General features: G+C 37.8%; 14 protein-coding genes and 2 pseudogenes. 6 read left to right on the top strand and 10 right to left on the bottom strand.

The annotated features are described in order from the left end of the window. Positions 1-305: 305 nt before the first annotated feature. From RT261_RS15745 to RT261_RS15785, 9 genes and pseudogenes are all read right to left on the bottom strand, one after another. Positions 306-1,532 carry a S1 family peptidase gene (locus tag RT261_RS15745; RefSeq protein WP_313133894.1) on the bottom strand — a complete coding sequence of 409 codons (1,227 nt, stop codon included), beginning with the start codon at positions 1,530-1,532 and terminating at the stop codon, positions 306-308. 494 nt (positions 1,533-2,026) lie between these two features. Beyond that, a pseudogene (locus tag RT261_RS21180) lies at positions 2,027-2,110 on the bottom strand (MerR family DNA-binding transcriptional regulator); the annotation flags it as partial. Between the two features lie 325 nt (positions 2,111-2,435). Then, positions 2,436-2,564, bottom strand: a pseudogene (locus tag RT261_RS21035) (helix-turn-helix domain-containing protein); the annotation flags it as partial. Between the two features lie 145 nt (positions 2,565-2,709). Then, positions 2,710-3,717 (bottom strand): C45 family peptidase, encoded by a 1,008-nt coding sequence (locus tag RT261_RS15760; protein WP_313133898.1) that lies wholly within the window; start codon positions 3,715-3,717, stop codon positions 2,710-2,712. Positions 3,718-3,846: 129 nt separating this feature from the next. Then, positions 3,847-4,134, bottom strand: coding sequence for a DUF2087 domain-containing protein (locus RT261_RS15765; RefSeq protein ID WP_313133899.1), 288 nt, complete (start codon positions 4,132-4,134; stop codon positions 3,847-3,849). A gap of 15 nt (positions 4,135-4,149) precedes the next feature. After that, positions 4,150-4,488, bottom strand: coding sequence for a GIY-YIG nuclease family protein (locus RT261_RS15770; RefSeq protein WP_313133900.1), 339 nt, complete (start codon positions 4,486-4,488; stop codon positions 4,150-4,152). Positions 4,489-4,574: 86 nt separating this feature from the next. Next, a complete protein-coding gene (locus RT261_RS15775) occupies positions 4,575-5,177 on the bottom strand; it encodes a helix-turn-helix domain-containing protein (protein ID WP_313133902.1) in 603 nt (200 codons plus the stop codon). 129 nt (positions 5,178-5,306) lie between these two features. After that, complete coding sequence (locus RT261_RS15780; RefSeq protein WP_313133903.1) at positions 5,307-6,287, bottom strand: hypothetical protein; 981 nt, start codon at positions 6,285-6,287, stop codon at positions 5,307-5,309. Between the two features lie 2 nt (positions 6,288-6,289). After that, complete coding sequence (locus RT261_RS15785) at positions 6,290-7,381, bottom strand: glycosyltransferase (RefSeq protein WP_313133904.1); 1,092 nt, start codon at positions 7,379-7,381, stop codon at positions 6,290-6,292. Positions 7,382-7,596: 215 nt separating this feature from the next. Here RT261_RS15785 and RT261_RS15790 point away from each other — a divergent pair, with 215 nt between their 5' ends. The 4 genes from RT261_RS15790 to RT261_RS15805 all read left to right on the top strand — a co-directional run bounded on the left by RT261_RS15790 (position 7,597) and on the right by RT261_RS15805 (position 12,748). After that, a complete protein-coding gene (locus tag RT261_RS15790) occupies positions 7,597-8,661 on the top strand; it encodes a glycosyltransferase (protein WP_313133905.1) in 1,065 nt (354 codons plus the stop codon). Between the two features lie 28 nt (positions 8,662-8,689). Then, positions 8,690-9,784 carry a BclA C-terminal domain-containing protein gene (locus RT261_RS15795; RefSeq protein WP_313133907.1) on the top strand — a complete coding sequence of 365 codons (1,095 nt, stop codon included), beginning with the start codon at positions 8,690-8,692 and terminating at the stop codon, positions 9,782-9,784. A 14-nt stretch (positions 9,785-9,798) separates the two neighbouring features. Further along, positions 9,799-10,899, top strand: coding sequence for a BclA C-terminal domain-containing protein (locus RT261_RS15800; protein WP_313133908.1), 1,101 nt, complete (start codon positions 9,799-9,801; stop codon positions 10,897-10,899). Positions 10,900-11,245: 346 nt separating this feature from the next. Then, positions 11,246-12,748 (top strand): hypothetical protein, encoded by a 1,503-nt coding sequence (locus RT261_RS15805; RefSeq protein ID WP_313133910.1) that lies wholly within the window; start codon positions 11,246-11,248, stop codon positions 12,746-12,748. A gap of 52 nt (positions 12,749-12,800) precedes the next feature. Here the strand turns inward: RT261_RS15805 and RT261_RS15810 are convergent, their stop codons facing one another. Then, entirely contained in the window at positions 12,801-14,096 is a 1,296-nt protein-coding gene (locus RT261_RS15810) for a LysM peptidoglycan-binding domain-containing protein (RefSeq protein WP_313133911.1), read from the bottom strand. 190 nt (positions 14,097-14,286) lie between these two features. On the opposite strand from RT261_RS15810, the gene RT261_RS15815 reads away from it, so the two are divergent. Beyond that, positions 14,287-14,658 (top strand): DUF3796 domain-containing protein, encoded by a 372-nt coding sequence (locus tag RT261_RS15815; protein ID WP_313133913.1) that lies wholly within the window; start codon positions 14,287-14,289, stop codon positions 14,656-14,658. An 11-nt stretch (positions 14,659-14,669) separates the two neighbouring features. Continuing rightward, positions 14,670-14,870, top strand: a complete 201-nt coding sequence (locus RT261_RS15820; protein ID WP_313133914.1) for a helix-turn-helix transcriptional regulator — start codon at positions 14,670-14,672, stop codon at positions 14,868-14,870. Positions 14,871-14,893: the final 23 nt, after the last annotated feature.

The raw sequence follows: 14,893 nt of genomic DNA on the forward strand, positions 1-14,893 counted from the left end.
CCTCCTGTTCCAGACCTGAATTTACTTTGACAAACTAGAACTTACCTTGACAAGTGACCAAAATTTAATTTTTCAAATTTTTCAACTGATTTAAAGTCCACTTAATATTAACGGACAATGGCTGTTTATTCACTTACTTTTATACCTCATAGTATAATCATCTGTATTCGATTTACTCAACCAAGTTAAATAGTCATAATAAAAGAAGCAAAATTTAAGAGTTTTTTCGTCTGGTTACTATTAATAATGAATAACGAAAGAATCGATGTAATACTTATTACACCAATTCTTTCGTTTGCTCAGACTTAGTAACGTGATGTTCCCAAAGCAGAATTGATTTCATTTGCCTTGACATAATAACGTGTTGTACCACTAGCAGCTTTATGAATGCCTAATGTTAATCTTGTATTTGTTGAAGATATATATGAGTAAACTATACCACCACTATCGCCAGGAGCACTTGTGTAATCAGCACTAGTAAGATTTGTAAAGGTTACTCCGCCAACTGTCAGCGAAGCATTTATAGAAAGTACTTTCCCTGAAGTTTGTCCAGTAGAAGCTCCTATCTTATTAATTACCGTGCCAACACCCGGTTCACTTATCGTAGTGGATAGAGTGTTACTGGTTCCATCAAGTGTATTTGTTGGAGTGTAACTAGAATCTGTAATCTCGGCGAATGATGCATCAACTGTACCAGATTCTTGATAGGCCGTAACTGTTGCAAAAACAGTGCCACTTTTTTCTATGTCATCATTTAAAGAAGCAAGATGACCAGCAGTAACAATTCCAGCTACACCTCCCAGCTTAGCCCTATATCCCATGGATCCCCCACTGCTACCCGAGGTTATACTAGAACCAGGATTAACATTAATTTCGTCTTGGATTTCACCAGCTGACTTTCTAAATTCTATCGCAGAAGAATCTAGAACCTGCTTTTTAAACATATCTATTTGTTCTTGACTATATTCGTCAAGATATACAACTACACTGTTTTGATCATCAAGTAAAGCATAGGAATTAAAATTCGCAGAAATTGGACTGTCTGCTTCCTTAAGCTTATAAGTATTTAAAGTATCCATAATGCTAGTTAACTTGCTATACGAATGCTTGCAGGGTTTAAGAAGAAACTCATCAGTTCCAATTCTTTTTTTTAAGTTTTGACTGATACTGGCAGTATTACTTGTTACATTGATAACCAATTTCCCCTCATCGTTAATGTAAGCCCCACCATAATATTCAGGAAAGTTAGTTGCTTTAAGTATTCCAGTTGCATTGAATGACTGGACGAGCTTCTGATAATATTCGCTTGCTCTGCTTTGATTTATTAAGAAAGCCGTATCAAACTGCTCCATACCTTTTAGTTCTTCAATAGTATATCCTGTTTCATTATCGATATCTATAGCTTGTCCTTGTGTCGAAATGCCAGCTTGATTTGTTGCTATGCCACTCGACTCAGCAGCAAAGCCTACAGATGTCGATGAAAGTATCATTATAATGCTAAGTAATAATGGAATTAATTTTCTTGCCTTCATAATCTTCCTCCCAACTATTTTTTCGATTTGTTAATAATTCGAGTTAAATACTTTATCAATATTCTCGGTCGTTAATGAACCTCTTGTTTAATTAGAAAAGCAGTTTTTACACTCTAAGACTCACAACAATTAAATCACCAATGGAATTACCTCCTCTTTTCTAATTTTTATTGTAGTCCCCTAAGAACTATCAATATTTATGTTATAAATTAATGACATTGTATTTTATTACAATATCATTAAACCATAATTTTCACAATATGTCAACAAATATTTACATTAATGTAAATATTTGTTGACATAGTTTAAATACTTTTATAATATTTCTTATAAAATGATAAGATGGTCAGCATCCCCATAGAGGGCGGTGTGTCCAGAAGAATGTATTTCAGAAATGACGCCGTATTACCTCCCGTCTGACGATAGATTCCCTTTTCAGGGTTAAAAAATAGGACTATACCGGCGAAACCCTTTGTTTTCGGGCTTCCTTGGTATAGTCCTATTATATCGTCATCATAATAACGCAGCATCCGTATACTAATCCTTGATAGTTTTGAAAAATCACCTATTTTCAGCATTTTTATATCCTCACATATATGTGTTTTTTGAGCTCATATTTATTTTAGAGTATACCATAATGTGAGAGTCAATAGGTAATTTAATTGAATTAGATTTGGGACGATTTTACTTTAACAATCCGATAATTGACTTAAAACGCGGTTCCTCCCTTAAGAAATCCACTTCTTCATCACTCTCCAGCCCTCTTTTTATCATCTTTTTTACTTCACCCATGTTAGATGATACCTTCATTTTCATATGCTTATACAAATCTGATCTTGCAGCTTTCTCAATGGAATCTATTTCCCACACCAACTTTTCCATTGCCTCCAAACTTCGCTCTTTATCTTGCATAGATATGCCATTCTCCCACTTATTTACCGCAGGCGCTGTTACTCCAAGATAATTAGCCACTTGTTCCTGAGTAAGATTTGCTGCTTTCCTATATTTACGGATTACTTCATTTATTCTCATGTTTCGCATCTCCAATCTGCTAAAATAGCTAAGGTCCTTGCTAAATATAGAATAGCAAAGACCTTCATTTTCAACAAGTGAACTATTATCATGTTTTATTCATAATAATTAACCAATGGTTATATTTTGTTTAAATCCACCGGATTTATAACAATTTCATTCTGACATCTTCCTTAAACGGTTTCCTGGAGGGATTACCTTCCACTCTCCATATTTGTTTGCGTTTTAAGTCATAAACAACAGACCATACCGTATCTGCATTCTTCTTACGATCATACTGACATATAAAACCATACTTTCCGGACAATATTGATTTTGCATATTCAACAGAATATAATTCTTGTTTTCCCTTTAATGCATTATAAACTGTTTTATATCGGTCATGAGAACGCCAATCGTCAATGGTGGTATTTCTATACTGCTGCATCTGCTCCGAATTGAAATTATTCGTGGCTGCCACAAACCTCTCACCGGCCTCCGGTTTGATAACTACTATATCTTCTGGATTGCATTCAACAACTGCAAGTTCTCCGTATTTATCTGCAATGGTTATGGTTTGGGCTGAAGCAATGGGTAATTGGTACAGCTTCGCAATTGCTTCGTCTGTTGTCCTGCACTTTTCCAAAAGATATCTTACCAACATGCCTGAATTAAACCCCGGCTTTCTTATCTTGGGGTATATAAAAGTAAGCCCCACGGCCAGTCCATGTTCGTTCACACCATCTTCCATCTGTACAAATGCAGTAGTATTCCCATTAAAAGAATAACTGTCTTTCAGGTTATAAATACAGTTCATATATAGTTTCTCTAAATCAACTAAAAAGTCACTGTTTCTGGCAAATAAGATCTCCTTATCCGTCTTAAATGCAAAGCATGTACATTTATTGTCAAACTCAAAACAGTACATGCTGAATAGCAATGCTTGAAGCGTCTCCACAGGCACTTCATTTCCATCCGCAATCCCTTGAATTTCTTCCAGTAATTCCGGAAAATATTTTTTATATTCCTTTTCACATTCCTTTGCAAAGAAATATCTATCTTCTGTTAATTCGAAGGTAGGACAATTATCAAGTTTTTTCCCAAACTTTAATAATGTGTTTCCCCACTTATATCCTGCTTCATAATGTGTCCCTTTAAATTTTCTGTGATACATAAAATCACCCTCCTAAATCATATTAAGAGGTAGCGCTATCTCTATAAACTATGGTAATTGAATAAAAATTTTAAGTCAAGAACTATATTATTCTTACCAAATTTTCTAATAAAGAAGGCTAAAGTTGTCCTAAACATTGTCCTTTTGATTTATTTGAGTTTTCCAATAGCGGGAGCCATCTGCCTCCCGGCATAGCAAACCGTTGTCCACTAATTCCCGCCGTAAAACAAAGTAGTCCCCAAAGGTATGCCATTCATTACAGATGTTATTAACCTCTTTTTCCGTATAGGTGCAATTTGTCTCAAATTTCTCTGATAAATACTCCAGTACAGCAAAGCGTGTCTTATTATTTTTGGGTAATTGAATTATTCTATTTGAATCATCAAGAAATCTCTTTATATTAATTTTATGTTCCATTTTAGTATCCCCATCTTATATATTACTGTTTTGGTTTTCTATCCACATTTCCAACAAAGCATCAATGTCATCTGAAAACTCCCGCTCTGTTTGTGTTTCTCCCTTTTTTAATTCTTCCAGCACAGCAAAAGAAAATGTTTTTGAGCCATACTGATTCCATTCTGGATTCATACTCATTTCCGGACACATATTTGTTTCAATCATAAATTCAAAACGCCTTTTAGCGCTTTCCATATCCTTAGTTGATTTGATCCACGTACGACCAGTTGCATCACATTTAATACTATATACTCCGCCAATTACTACTCTATTTTTATACTGTTCTTTTAATTCTTTTCTCGAAAGCTTTTCCATAAATACTTACCTTCTTTCTAACAATACATATGCTTTGATTATATTGAGCAAATAAGCAAAAAAGCAATCACTTATAAAGCTTTTATTTATAAAACCCAAAGCCCATGTTTATTACAATAAAAGTACAAATTACCGCCGTACTTTTGTTTAAGCCTGCTCCCATTTATTTTGGGGAATCGCACTGCCGCTGTTTGTTCTGGATAGAGTTTAGTAAGCAAAATGCAGTCGCTTGTAACGTATGCAATAAAGGAAATATAATGGACTTTATTCATTTCGTGGGTAAACGTGATGTAATATTCACCTTCCAGATCGTCAATCTTTACCATATGCTTATCATCAGCCAATTGGGGAACAAGGGGGAGTAATTTCCGCCCGCAGCAAGAAATAACAGCATTACCCATGCCTGTAATTACACTTTTGCAATTCGGGCATACATAAAACTTAATTCGCTTCATATTACCGGATTCCATACTATTTGGCTCCAAATCTCCAGCCAAAAGTCTTTCGATATTAACATCAAATATATTAGAAAGTTCTCCCAGCAGCGATATATCAGGGCACCCTAAACCTCGTTCCCATTTTGAAATTGTTTTATCACTTAAATTCATCATATCCGCAATCTGCTTTTGCGTCATTTGTTTTTCTTTACGAAGGCGGTATAACAATGCCCCGACTTTTTTATTATCCAATTGTCTTACCTCCTATATTGCATAATAATTGATAGTATTAGAATATACAATAAACGCTCCGTAGAGTCAAAAGAATCTTATCTCCATATACAAAAGATTATATCAGATGTAAGCAATTTAATTACTACATTATAATTCCACAATGGATAAATATGCTTTTGACGTATTTATACTATCATGGGACAATAATTTTATAGATAATATGGAAGGTGCGGTACATTCAACTGTATTAATTAATAATCCATTAGCAGAAAAAGTGACAGGCATGTTAACACAGTTATTAAGTGGCAGGTGATAATAGATGATATTGTGATCGTTTAGATCAATTCCGATTGTTATATTTTTCTTTATATTGCAAACATCCAATATATTAATGGTACAGAAAACTTGATAGTATTTATTTGGCATAAGAATAATTTCCCCACTGGTCGAATCACCATGTGAAATATTATTTCCCCTGCTAAAATCGCATATCCAAGGATATGCCCGATGCATCCTCCAGGTATAGTCACAGTCGGCTCCTATAAAAGAAGCTAATCCCTTATTAGAAGCAATGCCCGGTGGTCCCTGAGGTCCTTTATCTCCTTTGTCTCCTTTATCTCCTGTAGCCCCTTTCGGTCCTGTTGCTCCTGTTTCTCCTTTGTGCCCCATCGGTCCCCTTGCACCAACAGCCCCTGTGGCTCCCGTGGGTCCCGTCGCTCCTGTAGTTCCTTTTGGGCCCATCGGTCCCTTTGCTCCTGTAGCCCCTTTGGGCCCTGGCGGTCCTTTTGGCCCCGGCGGCCCCGTTGGTCCGGCAGGTCCGGTGGGTCCTAAATCTCGTTCCATAATTTCTAAAACACTTTCCATTTTTCCTTTTAGAAATATTTGATTTTGCATCAGCATATTAAGAAGAGATTCCACGCTTTTATTAATACTAAGAACATCTTCTACTGTAGCACCGTCCCCCGTATTGCACTTTAATTCATTTATTATATATTGTATCTTTTCACCTTCTGCATTCATAATATGGCTAAGGCCCAATTCTTCCATTGCAATAGAGGCTAATATCATATTTAATGCTTTTTCCCGTGTTATTTCAGGACTGATAGGCGGGAAGGTTGGCATTGACATAATTAATCCTCCTTCCTTAACTTATTTTTTTCTTCAAAATACTTTTTATTCAGTAATGCCTGCGCAGACTGAGGTTTTATTTCTAAGGCCTTATTATTATAATATTCTGCCTTTTCATAATCACCTAGTTTATCGTAACACACAGCACATTCAATAAAGGGAGTGTAATCCCAACAATCGTGCTGTACAAACCCCAATATATCATCACTTTTTTGTAAGGTTAAAATAAACTCAAACCAAAACAAAGATCGTTTGTAGTCCTCCATATCCTGATAATAATAACCGATCAGACAGCATGTTTCCGCCCTGGGTAAATCATAGATAAAGCTGCGAAATAAAGTTTCCAATGCCTTTATTCTATTTTCAACTTCAATATAGCATTTTGCCAGCTCCTGACAAGCTGCTATATTATCTTCTTTCCATCCCTTATTTCCTTCTAAAAATATCTCAAAATGAGTTATTGCATCCTCATATCTATCGAGTCCCTTTAATTCCCTGGCATAATAGTAATGTCCTCTTGTTGTTAAAGGGATGTTATTATGGATTTGTGCTTCATAAATCTTTATATTGCGTAAATTGTCTCTCTCTTTATGAATCTTCCCATGAGTTATAGAAATATCACAGTGCTTAATGTTACCGAATATCTCCAGATATTCATGTACTGGTTCTTTCCATGTATAATTATTCTTTCTTTTTGTTAATCTCTCTCTGTAAAAAGAAAAGGTTGAATTGCCTCTAATATCTAATCCTGTATTGTACTTCATCATTACTACATCCACATATGTATCTAGTGTATGCTTTAAATCCATGAATTTCTGAAGATCTTCTACTAAAATCACATCATCTGCATCCACCCACATAATATAATCCATAGTTGCAAAACTGTAAGCATAGTTACGGGCAGCAGAAAAGTCATCGATCCAATCAAAATCAAAAACTTTATTTGTATAATCCAAACAAATTTCCTTGGTTCGGTCTGTGGAGCCGGTATCTACAATAATAATCTCATCTACAATACTGGCAAATAAATTTAGGCACCGCCCAATTGTCTGTTCTTCATTTTTAACAATCATACATAAACTTATTGTTACCACTTGCAATCCCTCCAAAGTATTACAATACCTTTTACAGTTCAAAATTTTATTTGCTACATCATATGAAAATAAAAAAGAAAAGTGAACAAAATCTTTGATTTTTTGACAAAATTACATATTTTCTATCAATATAGTAACTTTGAATTTCTTCATACATAAAATAAAGTACAATGAATGAAAGGAAAGTCTGATTTATGAATAGTGTTAGCCTATGCATGATTGTTAAAAATGAAGAAAAAAACATAAAAAACTGCTTAGAAAGCATCTCACCCTATGTGGATGAAATTATTATTATAGACACCGGCTCTACGGATAATACAAAGAAGATCTGCGAAGCATTTCCCGTGCAATTATATGACTATCCATGGAGCGAAGATTTTAGCGATGCCCGTAATTTTAGCATCAGTAAAGCAGCTTGTGATTGGATATTTTGGATGGATGCGGATGAAATCCTGATTAATAAGCCAGAGAAAAGATTATCCGAAATGGTGGAAAGTGATGCAAAGCTATATTCAATAAAAATGGTTCATTACGATAATTCAATTGATTCTCCCGATTACAATTATCATACTTCATATAATTACAGGTTGTTCAAAAATGATAAGAGCTTCCGTTTCGTAGGGAAGATACATGAACAATTAATGCCTGATAATCTGGAAGTGTTGGAGGAGGTTCCGATTTTAGAGATTGTTGAGCTTCACCATATTGGTTATTTAATTGAATACACAGAAGAAAAGATAATACGGAACTTATCCATACTTGCTAAAGAAAAAGAGGCTTCTCCCACAGATCCTTGGATTCATTACCATATTGCAGTGGAATTATACCGGTTAAATAAAATTGATATGGCTTTGCAATTTATTGATTTATCTATCATTTACTTTTTGCAGTCACTTTTAAAACCACCTGCTTTAATTTATAAACTAAAATACAGTATATTATGCACATTTTGTCGAGAAAGCGCATATAAAGGTATAGAAAAAGCAATTGAACTATACCCTGACTATGTAGATTTACACTTTTACAGAGGTTTGTTGTTATATCAGGAAGAAAAATACGAAGATGCTGCCAAAGCATTTTCTTATTGTATTCTATTAGGTGAGTACAACCCTAAGTATTTAATAACCTCCGGAGCAGGAACTTACAATGCTTTCTATTACCTCGGAGAATGTTATACCAAAATGAACAATACCAAGCTTGCTAAAATTTCATTCAATCAAGCTCTACTTTACAATCCGAATTTCGAAAAGGCACTCACGAAACTAAAAGCATTATCGTAAAAATATTTATGAATGAAAGGGGATATTTATGTCTCAACCTAATTTTCCAAATATAAGCCCACCGCTAGATCGTGAATCTGTAATTAATCAGATCCTTGCTTCTATTGCAATGGAGGAGCTTGGATTAAGCCATATTATTAATGCGGAAGGTGAAAAATTACAATATATCCTCGGTACTTTACCTGGTCTTAGCGGGCCTCCTGCAACCATTGAAGACATTTTAAATGCAAATGAGAATGTACGTTCCATGTTAGAGACGATTTCTCATAATCAGCTTTTTTATAAAAATAAAATGCAGGCTGCATTAGCATCTTCTGAGATGCAGGGCCCCACAGGTGCTACTGGTCCTACCGGTGCTGCGGGCCCTGCCGGAGGTCCCACCGGTCCTGCCGGTGCTATCGGTCCTGCCGGTCCTACTGGTCCGACTGGTGCCACTGGCTCTACCGGCCCTGCTGGTGCTACTGGCCCTACGGGTGCTGACGGTCCTGCTGGTGCTGTGGGTCCTGCCGGCTCTACTGGTCCTACCGGTGCTACTGGTGCTACTGGCGCTACTGGTGCTACTGGCGCTACGGGTGCTACCGGTTCCGTCGGGCCTACCGGTGCTGCCGGAGCTGTAGGTGCTGTTGGTCCCACCGGTGCTACGGGTGCCACGGGTGCTACGGGTGCTACCGGCGCCACGGGTGCTACTGGTCCTACCGGCCCTACCGGCTTAAATGCAACGGATACCTCCGGCTTTGCTGCCAATACCCAGGGTACTACAATTGCCGTACTGCCTGGCGGAACTTTAGTATCTCTACCAGACAATCAGGTATTATCTCCTGACATCACAGTGGATGGCACAGATACAATATTTACTTTAGTAACTCCGGGCAGATATCGTATCTCTTATCAAGTTAACTTAACAGCCGGTTTGGCACTTGGCAGCAGAATTCTGCTAAATGGAACTCCATTAATACAATCAACTATTATACCACTTTTGACTCTTTCCAGCTTTTCTAACGAAATCATAGTGGACGTAACGGCAAATAGTACTGTTTCCTTACAATTATATGGTATTACTGGTGGTGCTGTACTACTAGGTAATGCCAGTGGTGCCAGCCTAATGTTAGTAAGATTAAGCTAAGGGAGGGATAAAATATGTCACTACCTAATTTTCCAGTTATCAGCCCTCCTATAACCAGAGGAGATGCTATTAACCAAATCCTGTCTTCTATCGCTTACGAAGAACTGGGAATGAGCCATGTTATAAACGCAGAAGGTGAAAAATTACAATTTGTATTAGGTACCATACCCGGCTTAACCGGCGGCAATGCCACCATTGAAGATGTACTGAATGCAAATACAAGTGTTGAAAATTTGTTAAACAGCAGCCTAGAAAATCAAATGATATTAAATGCTAAAATGGCTCAAGCTTTGAATGCTCCGGTAATTCTCGGTTCTACCGGTCCTACTGGTGCTACGGGCCCTACCGGTTCATTTACCGGTGCTACCGGTCCTACGGGCCCTACCGGTTCAATCGGCCCTGCCGGCCCTACCGGATCAGTTGGCTCTGCCGGTTTAGTCGGCCCTGCCGGTGCTATCGGTTCGGCTGGTCTTACCGGCTCTACCGGCGCTACTGGTGCTACTGGTTCTACCGGTCCTGCCGGTGCAATTGGTGCTGTGGGCGCTATAGGTGCCTTAGGTGCTACTGGTCCCACTGGTCCTACGGGCTCTTCCGGTACAACTGGCTCTACTGGCCCTGCTGGTGGTATCGGTCCTGCTGGTGCTGTGGGTGCCGTGGGCACTATCGGCCCTGCCGGTCCTACTGGTACATCCGGACCTAGTTTAACCCAGACTCATGCCTTTGCCGCCAATACCACTGGTTCTGCATTAACAATTGCAATTGGAGGTACTGCAATTCCTTTACCAAGTAACCAGGTATTTTCACCAGATATTACAGTAAATGCAGGAAATACTATTTTTACTGTTAATACTTTTGGCAGATACCGAATCTCCTATCAGATTAATACTACCCTTTCACTTCTTTTAGGATCAAGACTGATTATTAATGGTGCAACTTATACACCTTCCGTTATCACACCAATCATCAGTACTTCATACTTTAAGAATGAAATTGAAATTGACCTTGCTGTTGGCTCTACTATTACCCTCCAAATGTATCCTCCACTGCTTGCAGGCTTAGCCACCTTACTCTCCGGCGGTGCAGGAGCAACCTTAACAATCATAAGATTAAGCTAATATTATAGAATCCTTATTCAAAGAAGAATAGGCTGTTGCAGAATGGAATCAAGATATCAGATATAGAAATTGGGTTAATATTATACTCTATATCTGTAAGAAAATATTCTATTTTGCAGCAGCCTATTCTTCTGTCTCTGTAAAGATAGTTCTGAAACTCTCTTTGTCCTATTTCGGGGGTGGTAATGAATTTATATTAAATCCGTGAAAATTATCGCAATGCATGATATGATTGTCATAATTAAGAATAGTATTCAATTTCCAGAATGTATTATATTACATTCAAAATGAAAATAACGCATCATTTTAATTATCTTGTTTATCTAAGAGGTTGGAAGGAGAAATAATGATGATCTACCGTCGATATAAAGAATTAAATCTCGATACTGCAATACTTGGCTTAGGGTGCAGCGAAAACAATAGCAACTATTTCTGCACACCTAAAGATGCAAATATAATTGGCTGGACCGGCGTGGATGGCATCCACTTCTGCTTCATTCACAGCTTTGGTGAGATGGTGTTCACAGTCAGCCCTATGAGCACCTTTGGAAATTATGTGCATCCAGTGGCAAGAGATTTTACGGACTTCCTGCGGCTCCTGCTGGCTTGCGGTGATGTTAGTGCCCTGGAACAGGTACACCGTTGGAACGAGGCTCAGTTTGATACCTTTTTACAAGACAATCCACCTACCGCCGAACAGCGGGCTGTACTGGATGCCATTCAGGAGAAGTTGTCTCTTACGCCTATGGATCAACCTTTTGCTTATATCAAAGATCTGCAGGGCAAGTTTGACTATAGTGGCATTGAATACACGAAAGATTGCTCTGAGTGGATGCCTGCTAAGCCAAAGATACCGGAATGGAAGGTTTGGTTTGGAAGCTTTTGGGATTATCATGACCAGATAGAAGCCGGCAGGGAGATCTCTCTTAATAGGCAGTTTGTCTGGTACGATGAGGTCTGGTATATTCCGGCGATTTACATTTGTAGTGAAGGCTTGGTTGTGGATTTTTGTGTGCAGATTCCAGCTGAAGACATCCGCTCCTTTATGGATAAGTGGAATCTCTCCATTGAGAACGATGGAACTGGATTTACCGATGAACAACAGATACAGATTGATGAGGAAAATCCACTGGTTATCAATATAAATCCTGAAGTTATTTTAAATGGAACTGTCCTTTCAGCCTCCCATGGCTGCTGGGTGTCCTGGAATCCTTGCTTCCCAGAGGGTAACAGCCCCGAGGCCAAGAGTGTGGTCCAGCATTATAGTCTTGGCCCTGCTTATGGTTGGGCTATCCAGCGCGCTGCTTTTTCTTGGGTGAATAAACATAAAACTCAAGTAACTACCCTCAGCGTAACTCTAACGCAGGAACCTGTCGCTATGCCTGGACCTCACTTCCGCGTATCAGCACCCGGTGAGCACATTGCGCTTGCACACCCAATTACCGGCGCACAACATACTCTGACCGTGGTGGAATATGAGCGGCAAGAAATGTCCCATAAGTATTTTGCCAATCAAAATCAGGAGTTTCCCATACATTATATTATTATGGGCTATACCCTTTCACCGGATTTACCTGATAGCGTATTCACCGTCACAGATTGCCTTCATTCTGACCAGCCCCGGCAGAAGAATACTAATCCCAATGAGGCGCTGGAAACCGGTGGTATCTTCTGTGACGGAATCATTGGCGGCGCAGATGGTCCAACTGCCATTTTTATTGGTACCAGCAATCAAGGCAAGCTCCATACAGCTTGTTCTGCACTGCACTTTGAGCCGGCAGACGATGTGGAGTGGCGCACTTTATTCCACGAAAAGACCCGTGAGAATATTACGTTGAAATTAATGTAAGCTTTGCGATCCGCTATATACAGTGTTTCGGTTTCTGGGATAATCTTAATTCTTAACTTTCCGGAAGTACTTTATTGATACTATATTGAGAATTTATTACCAGCCACATTTGATCAAAGTAATTCATAATATTCCAGATTCCGGCACCTTGAATTCCGTATTTCGGTATAAACTTTATTAATGAATCAATGGTTCTTGCGTCACTAAACCATACGATGTGTCTAACTTGTGTTCCTCCAGAAGTAGAATAATACTCATAGTATGGGGCCTGAGATTGTTCTTCAAACTTTATAGTAGACCCTGTTAGTAAGGCTAATTCAATAGCTGCATCAGTAGTTAGGGCATACGCCCTTGTAACACCTAATATATACGGGCCTCGCCAATCATATCCAATAATGGAGATTCCACTATATATCTTTTCCGGTGGTATCATGGTAATCGCATCCTCAAGGAGCCGCTCTGTCAAATGGGCAGGTGTTGTTGCAGAGGGAGGGCCTAAGGAAGAACCCCAGCCATAGGATAGGATTTGAATATAATCCGCCTGCTGGCCTATAACGGTGTAATCCAGATTTTCAAATGATATTTCATTTGAAGTTATTATAATTCTTGGAGATATTGTAACAAACAATATAAATCCCTCTGCTTTTAAACGGGAGGATAATTTAGTAATAAAATTATCATAAGCCGGTCTATTTCGCTGATTTAAATGCACTACCGATAAATTTAACCCATAATACTCTTTCTCTTTTAAGATGCCCAAAATAGCATTAATTTGAAGCTCTGAAGTTTCTTCATCATACAGGATGCTATTTACAACTTCGATATTACTTCTTCCCTGATAGGTTAATGTAGATAAAGACATAAGAGGAGCCACACCATATTCTTTCGCAATTTGGATAACCTCCGTTTCATCACTGCCTACAATTTCGCCGCCTCTAATAGTCCTGTAGTTAAATATGGTTAAATATGTTAAAAAAGGCAGTGTTTTTCTAAGTATATTCCTATCTACGAAAGGATAGGCATATGCATTTATGGAGATATTACCCTGGGTTTCATAGCGAATAATAATTGTCTCACCCTGATAAATAACATTTCTGTCTGAAAGAAAAGGATTATTCCTAAGCAACTGCATTGTGGTCACACCAAACGCCCTGGCTATACCTTCCAAGGTGTCTCCCTCCTGAGCGATGTAGGCCTCCTCTGGATATGCTATCACAATGGTTTGGCCAACAACTAGATTCTCAGGATTTACTACCCCATTCTCTTCTATCAATCTTACTACAGATACATTGTAATCTGCCGCTATATCATAAATCGTCTCGCCGGGTTGTACAACATGTATAATCATGAATTCCTCGATTTACTAATTTGTTTTAATTATATGATTTTATTTATAAATTATTATAATTTTCAAGTCTTTAATTTTTCCTGACATTCAAATATATCCAATTTTTAAGTAATATTTCTATTGACGAATATAAGGATATGTGATATATTTGTAACGTGATAAATATATCACTATAAAGGAGTTGGTCGTAATGAAGGAAATAAAACTTTCTCAGAAAAGCTATAAGTATTTCGGTTTTTTAGGTTTTTTTGGTTTTAGTGGTTTTAGATATTTCTCAAGCCATGATATCAGTAACTTATTTATGTTTTGTTTCTTCTCGTATTTTAGTTATTTTATCATGGGTAAACTAGCAGAAGAAATGCCGGATGAACGTTTCATCGAAAATTCGGCAAAAGCCCGTTCAAAAGCCTTAACAATTTCTCTATTAACTTTGTTTGTTATTGGTTTTAGCGTGTCGCATTCCTTTATGTCAAGGGAAGCTATTGTACTTATCAGTGCAATCGGTTGGGCAGTAACTATTCTGATCTATGCTTTTTTATTCTGTTATTATGAAAGACATTAAGGAGTTTTGATATGCCTACATTTATTTGTAATCTAAAAGAATACCGGCAGGCAGCCGGATTATCTCAGGAAAAATTAGCTGAACTAGTCCATGTTCGCAGAGAAACAATTATTCGGGTAGAAGCTGGAAAGTACAATCCTTCATTGAAGTTGGCAGTTGATATTTCAAGAGCTGTTAATGCACCAATAGAAAAGATATTTATTTTTGATTAGCAAAAGCCTGATAATTCATAATT

Source organism: Anaerocolumna sp. (assembly GCF_032079385.1).
Classification (GTDB): Bacteria; Bacillota; Clostridia; order Lachnospirales; family Lachnospiraceae; genus Anaerocolumna.